The following is a 16,705-nucleotide window of genomic DNA, read 5'->3' as shown; positions in this document are numbered from 1 at the left end:
GTCGACAGCACTTGGCGCCTTCATGAGCGTGCTTGACGGCACAACGCTGGCCGACCTGCTGCCAGCGCATGAGCGTCCGCACCTGCTGAGCCGTCTGCCCGGCCCGTCACAGATGCAGCAGGTACAGCAGCCGCTGGCCAAAAGCGCCTGACCTGACCGGTCAGGCGGCCTGCGTTCCACCCGTTGCATTTTCCGCCTCGGCCTCACGCAGGGCCTGCGCGGTCAGGCGCTGTTCATTGCGGCGCAGGAATACCGCACTCGCCACAAGCCCCGCCGCCACCGCAACCCCAAGCCCGATACTCGCCGGCCCTGATACCTGCGTGACCTTGCGCCCGAGGTAATACGCCCCCGTGGCATACCCCCCTGCCCAGCACAGCCCGCCCAGCGCATTAAAGATCATGAAGCGCGGCCAGGGCATGTGATTGGCCCCGGCCAGCAACGCCACGAAAACGCGCAGCAGGGCGATGAACCGCCCGAAAAACACGATGCCACTGCCATGATGGCGGAACAGGAAGCGGCCAAGCAGCAGCCTTTGCGGCGTAAGCTTGATGCGGCTGCCGTATTTCTGCAGCAGCGGCAGGCCCACGCGGCGCCCGATCATGTAACCGATATTATCGCCAATGACCGCCCCCATCACGGCGGCAAGGGCCACCCAGCGGATATCGAGCCGGTGGGTGGCGGCGCAGTAGACGGAGGCGGAAATGATCAGCGTCTCGGCAGGGAGCGGCAGGCCCATGCTTTCCAGCATGACAATGAAGGTAATGACCCCATAGCCATAATGCTGGAACAGGTATTCGAAATGGTGCAGCAGCGTACAGTCCTCCGTGCCGGGCAGGTCATCATGATTTCTTAGCGGAACATAGACAGGGCACGCCCGGACCAGATACGCGATACGGAGCCGCAAGGTGCCTGCACCCCCGGCCTGAAATCCGGTCGGTACAATGGGTGAAACAGACGCCAGGCAAAACCGGATTTAACGAATATCTGCCACCCGTTTTTTCAACCATCCGTGAAGATGGTCCATAATACCACCCCCCGATACGCGATAGCCCCCATGTAACCGCGCCACGAATACACGAACACCGGCAAGTCCTGCCCGTATTCCTTTGCCCCTGCCCCTCATGCGCGCAGGCAGAGCCGCTCCTTTACAAGGGTTATGTCATTGCGTGATGTCAGTTCCAGCACCGCATCGTCATAACCCGACAGATCAGCGGCAAGCCAGTCCTGACCGGGGCGGTGGCGATGCATCTTCCACACAACGGCGTGCCGCGCACTGCCCGCCACCCGGTTTTTCGAGATCAGGCACACAAGGCCGTCACGCCTGCCGTGCTGCTTTTCCCATAACGCGAAAACCGCATCGGAAAACCCGAGGGCGGCGAGCAGCACATGGGTCCGGTACCAGTCTTCCACATGCAGGGAATTGACCCAGCATTCCCGCCCCGTCTCATCAGGTCCTGCGGGCAATGCCACGCGTGCGCGGCAATAGGCCAGGTAGGCGCATCCACCTTCATCCACAATGCCCGCATCCAGCACCGGGGCAAAACGACGCGCCACATGCACGACCGCGCGGGCGGACACGCGGGCCAGGGCGCGCAGCATCCGCTCATTGGCACGCATGGGCTGCCACGCGCCTGCGGCCTAGCGCCGGATCCATTGCCGCCGCTCGGGCGCGCGGCGTTCCCAGCCGCGCCGCTCCAGTTCAGGGGTGCTGGCGGGGGCTGCGGGGTAACCCACGCACAGATAGGCCACGAGTTCCAGCGCCGGGTCCATCTCCAGCACGGCCGCAATCCGGTCGGGATCGATGATCGAGACCCAGCCCACCCCCACCCCTGCCGCGGTCGCCGCCAGCCAGAAGGTATGGATGGCCATGACGGTGGACCAGGTGGTGGTCTGTGGCATGGTCGCCCGCCCCAGTCCGCGCCCCTGGGCGGGATCGGGGTGCGAGAACACGGCCACATGGTGGGGCGCATCATCCAGCCCGGCCAGCTTCAGCCGCGCGTAGCGCAGGGCATCCGGCCCGTCACGATCGGCCAGGGCGGCCTCGTTGCAACGGGTAAAATCAGCGCGGACCGCCGCCCGCCGGGCCGCGTCATCCACGCGCACGAAGCGCCACGGCTCGCTCAGCCCGACCGAGGGCGCAAGGCAGGCGGTGCGCAGCAGGTCATCAAGCACGGGTTCGGGCACCGGGTCAGGGCGGAAATGGCGCACATCGCGCCGCCAGCGCAGCAGGTCGCGCAACTGGTCCATGAAGGGGGATGAAAATTCCGGCGCGGTGGTGGTCATGCCTGTTTGTGGTTCATCGCAGCCCGTCTGTCACCCCCAGCCCCTCATCGCCCGCGCCGGGCAGGCCCGTGGCGGCGGGCTGGGCCGGGGGAATGCCTTCCTCCTGGGTTGCGGGCGTAGCGTAGGCGGGGTCTTCACTGAACTGGGCCGAGACTTCCTTGATCTCGTCAAAACTGGCCTTGTACCAGTCCACCTGCGTCATGGTGTGGCTGCGCACGACAAAGCTGAGGAAGGTTGGTTCGGATACGGCATAGCCGTACAGCGCATCATCCTGCCCCGCCCGGTTGCGGAACATGAACCGGCACGTCGCCGCATCGGTATAGCGCAGGAAGGTATGGTAGATGATGGTCGGCACGATCTCGTGCATGGCCTGGCCGATATAGTATTCGGGCCGTTTGTTGATGAGATCGGTCGTGGCGTTATCGAGAATGCCCTCGTTTTCCAGCGCGCTCGCACTCTGGGCAAAACGGGCGGGGTTGATGCGCACCGTCACCTCGCAGCGCCGCACGTGATAGGCGGAGGAAACCGTAATGCCGAATTTCTCGTAATCCGGCATTTTGTTGAAGGCGGTTGTCGCCGCCCCGGCCGTGCCCCCATGCGCCAGCATGGCAAGGCCAATCCCCCCCATGCAGTTCAACATGCGCCTGTGCATCGCCCTGTGCCTTCCTGTCTGCCCGCGCCATACGGCACGCATGAATATGGCGGCACACCGGGGTATGCCGCCATATACAATATCACAGAACTGGCCTGCCCGCAGGCAGCAGCTTCAGCCGCGGTCCCAGCCGCGCAGCGCGAGCAGCGAGGGGCTGCCCTCCATGCCGCTATGGCAGCCCGAGGGCACGGCCACGCTGGGCAGTGTAGAGAGCAGCATCATCCCCTGCTTGCGATAGGCCGCACCCACCCACGCACTCACGCGCTGGCGGAAGGAACGGATCGGGAGGGAAGGGGAAGACGGGGAAAATCCCACGACGGGGACAGGAGAAAAACTACGCATCAAGGCGTTTCCCGTGAGCCTAGCGGGCGATACTGCCGCATGCTGCTCCTGTTGCTCTACTACGCCGCAACCAACGCCTTGCACATCCGATATTTTCGCAGATTTACGGGCTGATCCATGCTGTTTTCGCAAGGCTTATTCCGGCGGGTGTTGCGCGGAAAATACACCCGCCGGAACCCGCCCCGCTCAGATGCAGCCGACCTGCCAGCCCGCCCGCCATTCCTGCCCCGGCTGGAGGTGAAACACACCCGGACGGGCTGAAAATTCACCACTGAAACCCACCGGGCTTGCAATGCCATGCCAGGGTTCGATGCACAGGAAATCACCGCCCGGCTTCATCCACAGGCCCAGATAGGGAAAGCCCTCCCATGTCAGCCGCAGGCCCGGCCCATCGGGGATATGGTAGGTCAGGCCGTGGCTGGCCAACTGGTCGAGAATCAGCGCATCGGGCGCAAACAGGGCCTCGTCAAGGGCCAGCGTGCGGCCCCTGATCGGGGTTGGCAGGGCTTCGGGCAGCAGCAGGCCGCCGTGCAGGCGGCGGATGGGGGCCGGTTCGGGTTCATCAAAGGTAATGACATGCCGGTTCTTGGGCACATCGGGGGCGAGTGGCCAGATGAAGGCCGGGTGCGCGCCAAGCGAGGCTGGCAGCACGCGCGCGCTGTCGGGGTTGGTTACGCAGTAGCTGACCGACAGGGTGCCGTGCTCGATCCGGTATTCGATGACGAGGCTGAAGGCGAAGGGAAACATTGCGCGCGTCTCGTCCGTATCGACGAGTTCGAGGCGGCAGCCGGTCTCGTCACGCGCGAGCCAGCGGAAGGTGCAGTCCCGCGCAAAGCCATGCTGGGTCATGCGGTAGGGCCTGCCCTCCACCCGGGCGGTATCATCGACCAGCCGCCCCACGATGGGAAACAGCACGGGCGACTGCCGCTGCCACGGCGCGCCACCGCCCCATAGCAGGTCGCGCCCGCCCGCGCGCAGGGCGCACAGTTCGGCCCCCTTGGCGTGCACGCTGGCGGCAAGGCGGCCATCGCCAAAACTATGGGTATTCTCTGTCATGCTGGCGGCTCCATCAGGTTTCACGATGGAGCCTACCATGCACGATCAGGGGGCCACCTGCCTATTGGTGTGATGCAGGGCTGGTGGCCGGAGTGGGCGCGGGCACAGCGGCAGGCTGCTGCGCGGGCAGCGTCGTGCCCGGGTTGAGCCGGATGGTCAGGCGCTCGACCGAGAAGGCAAGCCGCGCGCCGCTGCTTGTGGAAGTGAATTTGATATAGATGCCGTTATTGTTTTCCATGACGGCACCACCCTTGCCCGCCCCTATCGTGGCCTCGCCCTGAACGGACCAGTACGTGCCCTCGATATCGGACACGCGGTACAGGTTATAGACGGTGCCCACCGCCCTGGTGCGTGAAAAACCGATGGCGGCGCCCGAACCACCATGGATGCGGAAGGGATAGTCATGCCCCTCGAAGGTCAGCACGCCCTTGCCCCATGATACACCCGCCCCGACATCCGCCGCTGAAATGGCAAAGGTGATCGTTCCCGTATGGTCACCAAGCGCATCCGCCGCGCGGGCATGGGCGCATAGCGGACCAAAACCGGACAGGGATATAACAGCCGCAGTGGCGGCCACACATGCTAGGCGCAAAAGCAAACTCCCTGACTTCTGGCGAGATGTGTCGCCCGGCTCCATGAAGGATTGGCATGGCTTCCATGCCGTAACACCAACAGTGCCGCACAAATAGCAGCCATGCAAACCCTATCATGGACTTTATGCCAGGCAGGCCCGCTTTACGGCCTGGCGGGCGGGGTGAGGCGCTCGATCTGGGCGCGGGCCTCGCCATTGGGCAGGGCAGCGGTGTGCAGGTTGACGTAAACCTGCCCGTTCTGCAGCGCCTGCGCCTGCTCGGCCGAGAGCAGCACAGCGCCATGCTGGCCGGATTTATAGGGGCTGGGAATGGGCACGAGCACGCCCGCCTCCTCGCCTGCCGGGGCGGGGCCATGGAAATGCGCCGCCGTGACCGGGCCACTCAGGCCGCTCCATGTAATGACATACTTCACGAGGTTGGTGCGCGTGTTCAGCGCGGCCTCGACCTTGCCCTCGGGGTGGGATGTCGTGCCATGTTCGCCTGCAAAATGCCCTTCAAAACGCACGACCGACGCCAGCGCGGGCGAGGCGAAGGCAACACTGGCCACGACGAGGGCTGGCAGGGTGGAAAAACGGATCATCTCTCTGACTCCAGTGCGGGATGTGGCCCGCATGCCTTGTTCCGGTTTTTTATGGGATATGCATAACGTGAATGCGTATCACATGCATGAACCCTGACGGGGCGCAACACAAATCCCTGTAGGGCCGTGGCGTGGCCAGACACTTGAAAAAGACGTGCCATGACGCCTGTTTCAGATATCGAGCGGACGGGGTCGCTCCATCCAGCGCATGTCGGGGATGAGCCACCCGGCAAGGCGGCGGTAGCACAGGCTGCGACGGGGCCATAACAGCCCTGCAAGGCCCGGCGTGGTGACGTCGTGATCAGTCATCCTGTCATCCCCTTTTTACCATCAAGAGATTGCCTGAAAAGGCAGACCCGACAATGCCTTGGAATGATGAAAGTTCTGGGGTGCCGCCTTTTTTCAAAAAGGCGGCGTCCTTCGAAGCTTCTTGAAAAAAGCTTCACCAAAAACTTTTATCAAAACGTTGTTTTAAAACACTCTTTCATGAAGGAGCGCATCACCACGGATGGGAATCCGATATGAAACGCCCGGCATCGGTAATCATGCCTATGGCGAAATAACACGCTGCAACACCAAGCAGCATCAGCAGGGCCGGAATGATCATGCGCATGCCTGTGCTGTGCCACCGCGCGCAGCACAGCGCAAGGGTTCAGCCCACCCCCGTGCCACCCGAGGCCGCATAGACCTGCCCGGTAATGTAGCTGGCCTCCGATGAAGCCAGCAGCACATAGATCGGCGCGATTTCCGCCGGTTGGCCTGCACGGCCCATCGGGGTCTCGCCACCGAAATTGTGGATGTTCTCCTCCGTCTGCCCGCCACTGACCTGCAGCGCGGTCCAGAACGGGCCGGGGGCGACAGCGTTGACGCGAATGCCCTTGTGCACCATCTGCTTGGCCAGCGACTTGACGAAGGCGACAATGGCCCCCTTGGTCGCGGAATAATCCAGCAGGATCTCGGACGGGCTGAACGCATTGACCGAGGCCGTGGCAATGATCGCCGCTCCGCGCGGCATGAGCGGAATGGCAGCCTTGCTCAGGTGGAACAGGGCATAGATATTGGTGCGGAAGGTCTCGTCGAACTGTTCGTCGGTAATATCAAGAATACTGGCCTGATGGCGCTGGCGGCCCGCGTTGCTGACCAGTATGTCCAGGCCGCCAAGTTCATCATGCGCGCGCTGGACGAGCTGGGCGCAGTATCTGCTGTCACGCAGGTCACCGGGCAGGGCAACCGCCTTGCGCCCGGCCTCGCGAATGAGGGCCACGACCTCGCGCGCATCGGGTTCCTCCTGCGGCAGGTAGGCTATGGCCACATCCGCCCCCTCGCGGGCATAGGCGATGGCGGTGGCGCGACCGAGGCCGGAATCACCCCCGGTAATCAGCGCCCTGCGCCCGGCCAGTCGGCCCGAGCCACGGTAGCTCGTCTCGCCATGGTCGGGGCGGGGATTCATCTTGCCCGCAAGGCCGGGCCAGGGCTGTGACTGCTCGGGAAAAGGCGGGCGGGGATAGGCGTTTTCCGGGTCGACCAGCGGCGGGCGGGGGGCAGCCATTTCGGCTGCCTGCGACCGGCCAGAGGCCGCCGCCGTTACAAGCCCCGCCGCCGCTGCCAGCACGGTGCGGCGGGAGGAGGCAATATGGCTGTCATCTGGCATGGCGCAGGCTCCGTATCTGTAACAGGGGCGCTTGCGGCCCCGTGGTTACAGATCAAAACAGTGCGCCTGCCGCGCGGTTGCATGCCGGCTGGGTTTTGTGACCGTCCGGTGCCGGAAGGACTTCGTGGCAATCCTGTCCGGTCAATATGTTGCACGTAAAAAGGCGGTGCCCGAAAACTTTCAGCTTTTTCAGCCCAGGGCCGCGATGCCCGTGATCTCGACCTTCCACTTCGGGTTGGCCAGGCGGGCTTCCACCGTGGCGCGGGCGGGCTTGCTGGCGGGGTCGAGCCAGGCATCCCATGCGCGGTTCATGGCGGCCATGTCATTCATGTCGCTCAGAAAAATCTGTACCGAAAGCAGGTTGGCCTTGCTGGTGCCTGCCTCGGCGAGGATGGCGTCAATCTGACGCAGGATGTCGGCGGTCTGGCCTTCGGCATCGAGGTTGTCATCATCGGCAACCTGCCCGGCAAGATGGACAAGGCCACCATGCACGACAGCCCCGGCGAGGCGTTCTTCAGGTTGCAGGCGTTTGATGGTCATGAAACAAATCCCTTATTACTGAAAGTTACCAATAATAACACCTTATAAAAATAATAAAAGTTTTTGGGTGTCGCCTTTTTTCAAAAAGGCGACGGTCTTCTGAAGCTTTTATCCTGATCTATGCGCCGCCCTTGCCCGCCCCATCAGGCGGCAGATGAAAACGGCGCGTAATATCGAAAAACCGCGCATTCATGTGCAGTTCACGCACCAGTATTTCCAGATAGGCCACGCTCCACCCCAGATCGAGGCGCCGCGATAGATTGCTCTCACCGTCCACCGCGCTGCGTATCTGCGCAAGCGTGACCGCCACGATACGGGCCAGCCCCTCCGGCGGGCCGCCCTTCCACGCGCCAAAGGCGCCCAGCGTGCGCTCCACCGCAGCCCCGCCGACAGGCGGCAGGCTGCCCCGGACCAGCAGGCCGCGCAGGCGGATCAGGTTGAGCCCCACCGTCATGGCCGACAGCACGCCATCAAGATACGCATTGGTCTGCGCATCGGACATGGTGGACGCATGCCGCACCAGCCGCGCAAAGCCGGTGGTGAGCCGGTTCACCCATGCGCCAGGGTCGGGTATGGCGGGGGCAAGGGCAATGCGGCGCAGGTCGCGCACGATCTGGCGGCGCATGCGCCACCGCTCGGCATCGGGGTCAAAGGGCAGCACGAGGCGAAACACCAGCACGCTGCACCCGATGCCCAGCACCACCGCGCCGTTGGTGTTGAAAAAGGTCAGTTCATCCAGCCGCGACTGGTTGCCCGGATAGACCATGAACGGCAGGAAGTTGTTATAGGGCGCCGCCGTACCCGCCGTGCGCGCATCGCGCAACGCAAGGCCGCCCACCATCATGGGCACGAACAGCGAGAGCACCAGCGTCTCCCACACCGCCTGATCAGGCAGCACCACAAAGGTGATGATGGCCGCAACCAGCACCGACCATATTGCCCCGCGCAGGAAGCCGATGCTGTCGCGCACCGGGTTTTCATTGGCGGCAAAGCGGCTGCATGTCACCACCACGAACATGGCAAACGTCGCGCCATCGGGCCAGCCGGTACACTCCCACACCAGCCCGCCCATCAGCACCGCACCCGCCGAGCGGATGCCGTTATGCCACGCCGCCGTACGGTCGCGCCATGGCGGGATGGAGAAATGAAAATGATCATGCGCAGGCGCCACCTGCGTTGCCGCCAGATGCCCCAGCGCCGCATCAAGCCGCACCAGCAGCACGCCAAGCGAGGCATTGAGGATATAGCCATCAAGATGCTGCTGCCCCGCCCCCCGACCCGGCGGAGTGGGGCCGGATACGGCGATGATGTCATTGACAAGTTGCTGGCGGCATTCCGCCCCAAGGTTGCGCAATTGCGCACGCAGGGCGTCAATGGTGGCCAGCGGGTCAGGCCCCGCCATGGCGGCCTGGATGTTGGCAAACAGCGCCTGCGCGCGCGCCAGCGGGGTGATGAAGGCAGGCGGCAGGACAGCCGTGGCATGCATGCGCGCACTCAGCCCCAGCCCGCGCGACATCACCACCGCAATCGAGGCAAGTGCTGCGCGCGCATGATCGCCCGCGCGGGTGCGGTGCTGCATTTCCACCTCGCTGAACTCGATCTGGTCCGATACGGAAAAGACCGATCCCAGCAGCGTGCGTGACTTGAGGAACGCCCCCTCGCGCCCCTGCATCATGCTGCCGAGCGCCTGTACTGCCTGACCTATGGCAGCGCCAACCTTCTGGCCGATCTCGCGCCGGGCCACGTCAATCAGGCTGGGCGCAAACACCGCGGCCAGCGCGCTCTCGCATAATATGCCCAGAAAAATGTAGGTCGAACGCGACAGGGCAATATCAAACACCTGATGCGGCGCATTGGCGGCATTGAGCGCAATCAGCCCGCTGGTAAACGCCATGAGCACCAGAGCATAGGAATGGAAATTGCGCAGGAACGTGGCCAGCCCGCAGCACATCCCCACCCACAAGGCCAGCACGGGAAACAGCAGCCACGCCGATTGCGGCATGGCGGCAATCAGCGCCACCCCCGCCACAGCGCCAAGGCAGGTGCCCAAAAGCCGCCACCGCGCCTTGGACATGCTCTGCCCGCGTGAATTCTGGGCCACGATCCATGTGGTCATGGGGGCCCATTGCGGGTCGTCCATCTCCATCCACAAGGCCAGCACGAGGGCCAGCAGGGCGGCAATGGTCGTGCGCAGCGCAAAGCCGAAATCCGCAAGACGCGGGGCATAAAGCCAGCGGAACCGACGCAGGAAGCCATCCGTCATGCCGGGCGCCACAGCCCCCTGCCCCACTTGCTGCGGGCTGGCGCAGTGGCTCTATCACGTACTCGTGTCATGCCCTCCCAATGACAATAACGGGGGCACAAATCTACATGTTATAACGTAAATAGTTTTTCATGTTTCCCGACCCTTTGCCGCGCGTTACGGGCAATGGCCCACGCCCCGCGCAGGGGCACGATCATGACTGGGCGGATACCAGTTTGCGGGTTCTGTCTTTTTTTAAAAAGCAGCATTCTTCTGAAGCTTTTTCCCGTTGTCCGGGAGCAGGTCCAGTTTGAATGGACACATTCAAACTGGTGAAGATGCTCGATAAACAATGAACTGGAGCCATTCCACTGAGCCAGGGTTTAGTGGAACGGCTCTAGCGGTGGCGGAACATTTCGTACAGCGCCACGGCGGCAGCGTTGGATACGTTAAGACTTTCCATCTGGCTGCTCATGGCAAGGCCCGCGATTTCATCGCAATGCTCGCGCGTCAGCCGCCGCAACCCTGCCCCTTCGGCCCCGAGCACAAGGGCCACCCGGCGCTGGTGGAAGGCTGCGCCATCAAGAATGCCGCCCCCCGCATCAAGCCCCACCACCCACAGGCCACGCGCCTTGAGCGCATCAAGCACGCGCGAGAGGTTGACCACGCGGATCAGCGGCACGATCTCGAGCGCGCCCGAGGCCGCGCGCGCGAGCGTGCCGGTCTCGTCAGGGGCATTGCGGTCCTGCATCACCACCGCCACCGCGCCAAAGGCCGCCGCCGAGCGCAGGATGGCGCCCACATTGCGCGGATCGGTCACCTGATCGAGCACCAGCACCGGGCCGGGCTGCTCGAGCACCGTATCAAGATCGGGCGGGGTCAGCATATCGGCCAGCAGCGCCATGCCCTGATGCACGGCGTCAGGACCACACAGCGCATCAAGCTGGGCGCGCTCGGCACGGACGGCCTGGATGGGAAAGCCGCCTTCAAGCTTTGCTGCCAGGCTATCCTGCGCTTCCGCCGTGACCAGAAGCTGGCGCAGCTTGCGGGCCGGGTTTTCAAGCGCGGCCTGAACCGCATGCAGGCCATACAGCCAGCACGTGCCAGCGGGAGCCGATGCGGCGCCACGCCCGCCCCGCCTGCCGCCCCTTTCGGGCGCGCCAGTGCGGACGGAAGAAGCGGAATGAGCCCCGGGCGAGGCCCCACGGCGGCGGGGTGTGCGCATGTTCATGATCGCTCTTTAAGCCCAACGCGCATCGGCGTCATTCCCCCAAACGAAAATTGTCGTAAATTTTTCACCCATGCCCTTGACTACCCCCCTCAATACCCCGTATTTACCCGCCCAACATGGAGGGATGCCCGAGTGGCTAAAGGGGGCGGACTGTAAATCCGCTGGTGTACGCCTACGTTGGTTCGAATCCAACTCCCTCCACCAACTACCTTTCACATACAGTCGCATCATGTATCGCAGCGCTGGTTTTCCGGCGCTTGTCGTGTTCCTGCGCTGTGGCGCAGACCGGCCTTATATTTCCAGGATTTGCCGAACCGGCTTTTTCAGGTAGCCTCCTGATATTATACCGATCCGTTCATGGTGATCCGATGACAGATTTCCCGCGCGGAAGAAATATCCCAAAACAGATGATCGCCTTATGTCACGATCGCCTGAATGCAAAGGTCAGCCCGGGTACATTTGCTGACCACTATATTTCTTTATGGAAAAGTGCGCGTGATAATGGCGACTTCAGCCTGAACCATCAGGATCGTACAATACTCAGGGCATTCGACGAAATCTTTACTGCATCAGACAGTTATGAACCCATAAAAAAAGACCGGGATGAATACACCATTGGCGAAACGGAACTTGATGCCGTCATAAACAGGGCACTGACTGTCATCAAAAAATCCGGGTCCGGTTGGCAGTGACAGTCATCATGATGAATATGCCCTGACATGGAAAACAGTCCGTATAAAGAAATACAGATGGATGTCTGTCACAGATTCCGTGCGCCTTATTACGATTGCGGGTGGAATCTGAAACTGGGCATATCAAGAAATGTCAGGACCGGACTGCTCCCCATAAGGGGCGTGCGCACGCCACCCGAAAACGGCACGAGTGGCTGGTACATCTGGGCCGGGGAGGAAATGTCGCAGGCAGAGGATTTTTTTGTGCCGCTGCATACCCGCCATATCCCGCACTGGTGCAAAATCGTCATTCCCTATCTGGGCCTGGCGCCGGGATGGCGCTTTATTGTTACGCCTGATTATGAAGATGTCTGGCATAAGGACAATACAGAAGAATAAACGGACCTATCTGGCATCCATCTGCAACAACAGCCATGGAGGCGGACAAATGATCCCGCCTCGTGTCGAAGGCACTACTTGAAAACAACTTATTGATAAAAGTTGTTAGGCACCGCCTTTTTGAGAAAATCTTCACCAAAAAATTCCTTATGATTTGTGGATGTTTTTCGGGCTGACTTTTCAAACAGTCTCTCAAAAGGGTGTGAGACAACGCATTTACCCTTAATAAAATGGAAACATACCGGAGCATCGCACGCTCTTTCCCCACGGAGTACCTGAACTGACGGGAAAGACGCCATGATGCCAAGAATACACGCCACCCTCGCCCTGACCATCCTTGGCCTGTCTGCCGCACCGCTCCTTGTGGCCCATGCCCAGTCAGTCGCCTCGGGGCATCGGGACATCCTGCTTCAGGCCGATCATTCATGGAATGGCGTGGCGTACGGGCCCTACCCCACCACGCGCCCCGAACTGACCATGATCCGCCTGACCATTCCCGCCCATACCGCGCTGCCATGGCATACCCACCCCGTGCCCAACGCAGGCTACGTGCTCGAAGGGCAGTTGACGATTCATGATCGTGACAGCGGCAGGACGGAAACTTTCCATCAGGGTGAGGCGTTCGCTGAATCCGTCAATGACACCCATCGCGGGGAAACGGGGGATACCCGCACTGTGGTGCTGCTGACCTATGCCGGCACGCCGGGCACGCCCACCTCCGTTCCCGCGAAGGGGGAAAAACCGGAATACTGATCCACCACCGCACCATGCCCCCCTAATGCGCGGGTAAGGGAACAGTCAAAACGAAACATGGATCGGTAAATACACTACAGCAGCAGGCCATAAAACTGCCGCAATGAAGTTAAAGATACGCTAATGCCCCTTATCGCCTGAAAAACCGCGCATTTCATGCTCCGTCATCATGGGCGTGCCATGCGGCAAAGGACCAGGACCTTGTGGAAAGACGCCATCATGCCAGACATCACACAGATTTCTTCCCCGCTTCTGGAGAAACTGCCGCTGGCGCTGATGATGGCGGACAGCACTGGTCATGTGCTCTATGGCAACGCATGCGCCTGCGCCATGACCGGCTACAGCGCCACGGAACTCGCTTCCACCCGGCTGGGCCGCCTGTTTACCCAGGGCATGCTGCCGGGTGCGGATGCTGCGGCCACGCCGGGCCTGCCGGAACAGGGGGCCACGCCGTCGCACTGCACCACGCTGCGCCGCAGGGACGGGCTGGGTCTGCCCGTACGCCTGTACCGTGAACACCTGGAATGGGATGGCGTGCCCTATGAACTGATCGCCCTGCATGACCGCACGCACGAGGATCTGGCGCGCGAGCAGGCCGAGATCAGCGCCATGATCGTGCAGGCGACCGACAGGGGCATTGTGGTGCTCGATGCGCAGTACCGCATCAGCCACGCCAATGCCGCCATCGCCACCATGCTCGGCGTGGAGCGCAGCGCGCTGCACGGCGCGCCGTTTGGCACGCTGCTGGCCGGGGCGGAAAACGATATCGGCACCCTGCGCCAGTTCCGCGCGCACCTTGCCCGCCGCACCGGCTTCGAGGTGGATGTGCAGGCCCGTGGCCCGCAGGGCATGGCGCTGTGGCTGCGCTGCGCGGTCACGCCGCATTACGCGGATGACGGCACGCTGGCCGATATCATCATCATCATCCACGACATCACGCACGACCGGCAGTTGCGCAACCTGCAACGTGACGTGGTCGAGGCGCTGACGGACCAGTTCTCCCTGCGCGAGATGCTCGATTTCATGTGCCGCCGCATCGAACTGATCGCGCCGGACTGCCTGGCCGCAGTCATGCTCAGCACCGGCGGCGTGCTGCATGCCGGTGGCCACGGCGCCATGCCCCTGCCCGTGCTGCAGGCGTTCGAGGGGCTGGAGGCCGGCACCGCAGGCGGCGCCTGCGGCACAGCCATCGCCACGGCAAAGGAAGTGGAGGTGCCCGACCTTGCGGCGGAAGAACGCTGGCCCGCCCTGCGCGCGGTCGTGGCGGAGCATGCGCTGGCGGCGGAGTGGGCGGTGCCCATTATTTTGCGCAATGGGGATGTGGCGGGCAGCTTCTCGCTTTATTTCCGCACGCCCGGCCAGCCGGGGGCGTGGCACCGGCGCATTGTCAATGCCTGCGTGCATCTGGCCATGCTGGCCATCGAGCAGCAGCGCAGCCGTGAATCCATCATCCGCCTGTCCTATACCGACCGGCTGACCAGCCTGCCCAACCGCCTGTGGCTCAACCGCCGCCTCAACGAACTCGTGGCCCGGCCGCCTGCAACGGCGCTGAGCATCATGGTCATCGACCTCGACCGTTTCCGCAAGATCGTGCAGGCGCTGGGCCAGGGCCGGGCCGACCAGATGCTGCTCGAACTCGCGTGCCGCCTGCGCCACGGCATTGTGGGGCGCGACGTGCTGGTGCGTACGGAGGGCGATGAATTCGTGGTGCTGACCACGCAGGACGCCACCGACATCACGCATCTGGCCGAGCGCATCCTCCACACGCTTGAAGAGCCGTTTACGATCGATAACATTCCCATCAACATTTCGGGCAGCATCGGCATCAGCACCCATCAGGACGGGCAGGCGGTGGAAGAAACCCTGCGCCAGGCCTATACCGCGCTCGCGCAGGCCAAGAAGGCGGGGCGGTGCTGCTACCGCTTTTTCCACCCTTCCATGAACCGGCAGGCGGAAGATCACATCATCCTCGCCTCCGCCCTGCGCGAGGCCATTGCCGATAACCGGCTGACCCTTGTCTACCAGCCCCAGGTCGACCTGAGCACGGGCCAACTGCATGGCGTGGAGGCGCTCTCGCGCTGGAACGATGCGGCGCTGGGCATGGTCTCGCCGGGGCGGTTCATTCCCGTGGCGGAGGAAACCGGGCAGATCCGCGCCATTGGCGTGTGGTCGCTGCGGGCGGCGTGCGCGCAGATGGCGCAATGGATCGCGCACGGCATTCCCGTACCCACCGTATCGGTCAATGTCTCGGCCATCCAGTTCCAGGACCCTGAACTCGTGGCGCAGCTTGCCACCATCCTGCACGAGACCAACGTGCCGCCCGAACGCCTGATCGTGGAACTGACCGAGACCGCCATGATCGAGAATTTCGAGCAGACGGTGGCCACAGCCCGGGCCATCCGCGAACTGGGCATCGGCCTGTCGATGGATGATTTTGGCACCGGGTATTCCAGCCTGTCCAACCTTGCCAGCCTGCCCATAAGCGAGGTCAAGATCGACCGCAGCTTCATGAACGGCTTTGGCAGCACCGGCAACGTGCGCCAGGTGGTGACCGCCATCATCCGCATCGGCCACACGCTGGGCATGACCGTAGTGGCCGAAGGGGTGGAGGACGCCGCCCAGTGCGCCCAGTTGCGCAACATCGATTGCGACGTGATACAGGGCTATTATTTTGGCCGCCCGATGGATACCGCAGCCCTTGATACATGGATCAGGGAACGCCGGGCCGAGCCTGTGCCAGCGGCCTGAAAACCATAAGAAATTGCTTGAAAACAACTCATTGATAAAAAATGATGAACGTTTCTGGCTGCCGCCTTTTTTCAAAAAGATGGCGTTTTTCGAAGCTTTTTGAAAAAAGCTTCACCAAAAACTTCCTTATGATTCCTGCATGTTTTCCGAGTTAACTTTTCAAACAGTCTATAAGAAAATTTCCAGTGAAGTTTTTTTCCAAAAAACTTCATAAAACGACTGTCTTTTTTAATAAAATTGTCTCTTATCAATATATTAAATGCCACGTCCTTCCCGCAGGGCACAAAAGCCCACCCGGCGCGCAGGCCCCGGCCACGCAAGCACAACCGGGCATCGCGCCGCATGGCACCGCCCATGCCTGCGCCGGGCGGAGCAGCAACGCGACAATACGCTGATCTTGCACATTGATCCGCGCACGGTATAGTCCAGCCCGACAAGTCAATGGTCCCGTGCAAACGGGTGAAAAAGGGAATGCCGTAAGCTCCGGCAGGGTATTCAGGCCCGGGGGCGCAGTCGGTAACTGTACCCGCAACTGTAGGCGGAGAGTGCTTCATCTGGCGCCATGTCAATGGCAACCACTGGCTCCGGCCGGGAAGGGAGATGGCGTGCAATGACCCGCAAGTCAGGAGACCTGCCATTGTCCTTTAACGATATCGCCGGGCGGGCATGACCGGAGATGGATATGAGACCATGCGCCCTCCGACCTGACATCCCGTATGCCGTAGCAGCGATGGGCCTTTCTGTTGGCCTGTCATCTTCTGGCCCTGTGGCGCCAGACCCATCCTGACGGGATGTTTCCACCATGAAATTGCATATTCTCCTCCCGCGGCGGCAGCCCCTATCGCGCATGCTGCTGCTGTCGGGCGCCCTGAGCGGCGCGTACTGCACCGCAGCCCACGCCCAGATCCAGACCCAGATCGCGCAGGACCGCGCCCGCCTGGGCAATTCCACGCCACTGATCGTG

The 16,705-nt window shown here is 62.4% G+C and carries 18 protein-coding genes, 1 tRNA gene and 1 riboswitch; of the genes, 5 read left to right on the top strand and 14 right to left on the bottom strand.

The genetic code is table 11. The features are described from left to right. Positions 1-160: 160 nt before the first annotated feature. From GXY01S_RS14520 to rlmB, 13 genes are all read right to left on the bottom strand, one after another. Complete coding sequence (locus GXY01S_RS14520; RefSeq protein WP_242501169.1) at positions 161-904, bottom strand: DedA family protein; 744 nt, start codon at positions 902-904, stop codon at positions 161-163. Between the two features lie 215 nt (positions 905-1,119). Next, on the bottom strand, positions 1,120-1,617 hold the full coding sequence (locus GXY01S_RS14515) for a hypothetical protein (protein ID WP_061276222.1): 498 nt from the start codon (positions 1,615-1,617) through the stop codon (positions 1,120-1,122). A 21-nt stretch (positions 1,618-1,638) separates the two neighbouring features. Next, positions 1,639-2,283, bottom strand: coding sequence for a 5,6-dimethylbenzimidazole synthase (gene bluB, locus GXY01S_RS14510; protein WP_061276220.1), 645 nt, complete (start codon positions 2,281-2,283; stop codon positions 1,639-1,641). Between the two features lie 13 nt (positions 2,284-2,296). Further along, on the bottom strand, positions 2,297-2,935 hold the full coding sequence (locus GXY01S_RS14505; protein ID WP_242501170.1) for a hypothetical protein: 639 nt from the start codon (positions 2,933-2,935) through the stop codon (positions 2,297-2,299). Between the two features lie 114 nt (positions 2,936-3,049). Beyond that, entirely contained in the window at positions 3,050-3,277 is a 228-nt protein-coding gene (locus GXY01S_RS14500; protein ID WP_174520976.1) for a hypothetical protein, read from the bottom strand. Between the two features lie 186 nt (positions 3,278-3,463). Then, positions 3,464-4,333 (bottom strand): aldose 1-epimerase family protein, encoded by an 870-nt coding sequence (locus GXY01S_RS14495; protein WP_061276232.1) that lies wholly within the window; start codon positions 4,331-4,333, stop codon positions 3,464-3,466. A 61-nt stretch (positions 4,334-4,394) separates the two neighbouring features. Further along, positions 4,395-4,925: a hypothetical protein gene (locus GXY01S_RS14490; RefSeq protein WP_370664455.1), complete on the bottom strand. Its 531-nt coding sequence runs from the start codon at positions 4,923-4,925 to the stop codon at positions 4,395-4,397. Between the two features lie 143 nt (positions 4,926-5,068). Further along, positions 5,069-5,506, bottom strand: coding sequence for a CHRD domain-containing protein (locus GXY01S_RS14485; protein WP_061276216.1), 438 nt, complete (start codon positions 5,504-5,506; stop codon positions 5,069-5,071). Positions 5,507-5,677: 171 nt separating this feature from the next. Then, positions 5,678-5,815 carry a hypothetical protein gene (locus tag GXY01S_RS18305; protein ID WP_156470327.1) on the bottom strand — a complete coding sequence of 46 codons (138 nt, stop codon included), beginning with the start codon at positions 5,813-5,815 and terminating at the stop codon, positions 5,678-5,680. Positions 5,816-6,158: 343 nt separating this feature from the next. Then, positions 6,159-7,157, bottom strand: coding sequence for an SDR family oxidoreductase (locus tag GXY01S_RS14480; protein WP_277985728.1), 999 nt, complete (start codon positions 7,155-7,157; stop codon positions 6,159-6,161). Between the two features lie 189 nt (positions 7,158-7,346). Further along, complete coding sequence (locus tag GXY01S_RS14475; protein WP_061276214.1) at positions 7,347-7,697, bottom strand: RidA family protein; 351 nt, start codon at positions 7,695-7,697, stop codon at positions 7,347-7,349. A 118-nt stretch (positions 7,698-7,815) separates the two neighbouring features. Next, on the bottom strand, positions 7,816-9,960 hold the full coding sequence (locus GXY01S_RS14470) for an FUSC family protein (RefSeq protein ID WP_061276212.1): 2,145 nt from the start codon (positions 9,958-9,960) through the stop codon (positions 7,816-7,818). 376 nt (positions 9,961-10,336) lie between these two features. After that, positions 10,337-11,170: a 23S rRNA (guanosine(2251)-2'-O)-methyltransferase RlmB gene (rlmB, locus tag GXY01S_RS14465; RefSeq protein ID WP_061276210.1), complete on the bottom strand. Its 834-nt coding sequence runs from the start codon at positions 11,168-11,170 to the stop codon at positions 10,337-10,339. Between the two features lie 118 nt (positions 11,171-11,288). On the opposite strand from rlmB, the gene GXY01S_RS14460 reads away from it, so the two are divergent. The 5 genes from GXY01S_RS14460 to GXY01S_RS14440 all read left to right on the top strand — a co-directional run bounded on the left by GXY01S_RS14460 (position 11,289) and on the right by GXY01S_RS14440 (position 15,741). Further along, positions 11,289-11,374, top strand: a tRNA-Tyr gene (locus GXY01S_RS14460). 164 nt (positions 11,375-11,538) lie between these two features. Beyond that, on the top strand, positions 11,539-11,862 hold the full coding sequence (locus tag GXY01S_RS14455; RefSeq protein ID WP_061276208.1) for a colicin immunity domain-containing protein: 324 nt from the start codon (positions 11,539-11,541) through the stop codon (positions 11,860-11,862). A gap of 27 nt (positions 11,863-11,889) precedes the next feature. Then, positions 11,890-12,240 (top strand): immunity protein Imm33 domain-containing protein, encoded by a 351-nt coding sequence (locus GXY01S_RS19310; RefSeq protein ID WP_082770899.1) that lies wholly within the window; start codon positions 11,890-11,892, stop codon positions 12,238-12,240. A 300-nt stretch (positions 12,241-12,540) separates the two neighbouring features. After that, the gene (locus GXY01S_RS14445; RefSeq protein ID WP_061276226.1) at positions 12,541-12,993 is read left to right on the top strand and encodes a cupin domain-containing protein; all 453 of its coding nucleotides are present in this window, start codon (positions 12,541-12,543) and stop codon (positions 12,991-12,993) included. Positions 12,994-13,212: 219 nt separating this feature from the next. Further along, complete coding sequence (locus GXY01S_RS14440) at positions 13,213-15,741, top strand: EAL domain-containing protein (RefSeq protein ID WP_174520975.1); 2,529 nt, start codon at positions 13,213-13,215, stop codon at positions 15,739-15,741. A 71-nt stretch (positions 15,742-15,812) separates the two neighbouring features. On the opposite strand, the gene GXY01S_RS18300 is transcribed toward GXY01S_RS14440, so the two are convergent. Then, positions 15,813-16,097, bottom strand: coding sequence for a hypothetical protein (locus GXY01S_RS18300; protein WP_156470326.1), 285 nt, complete (start codon positions 16,095-16,097; stop codon positions 15,813-15,815). Positions 16,098-16,166: 69 nt separating this feature from the next. Next, positions 16,167-16,394, top strand: a riboswitch (cobalamin riboswitch). Positions 16,395-16,705 lie beyond the last annotated feature (311 nt).

It is taken from the genome of Komagataeibacter xylinus NBRC 15237, from assembly GCF_001571345.1.
In the GTDB taxonomy this organism is placed as follows: domain Bacteria; phylum Pseudomonadota; class Alphaproteobacteria; order Acetobacterales; family Acetobacteraceae; genus Komagataeibacter; species Komagataeibacter xylinus.
Note: the sequence above shows the minus strand (reverse complement) of the source record. Positions and strands in the feature narration are given on the sequence as shown.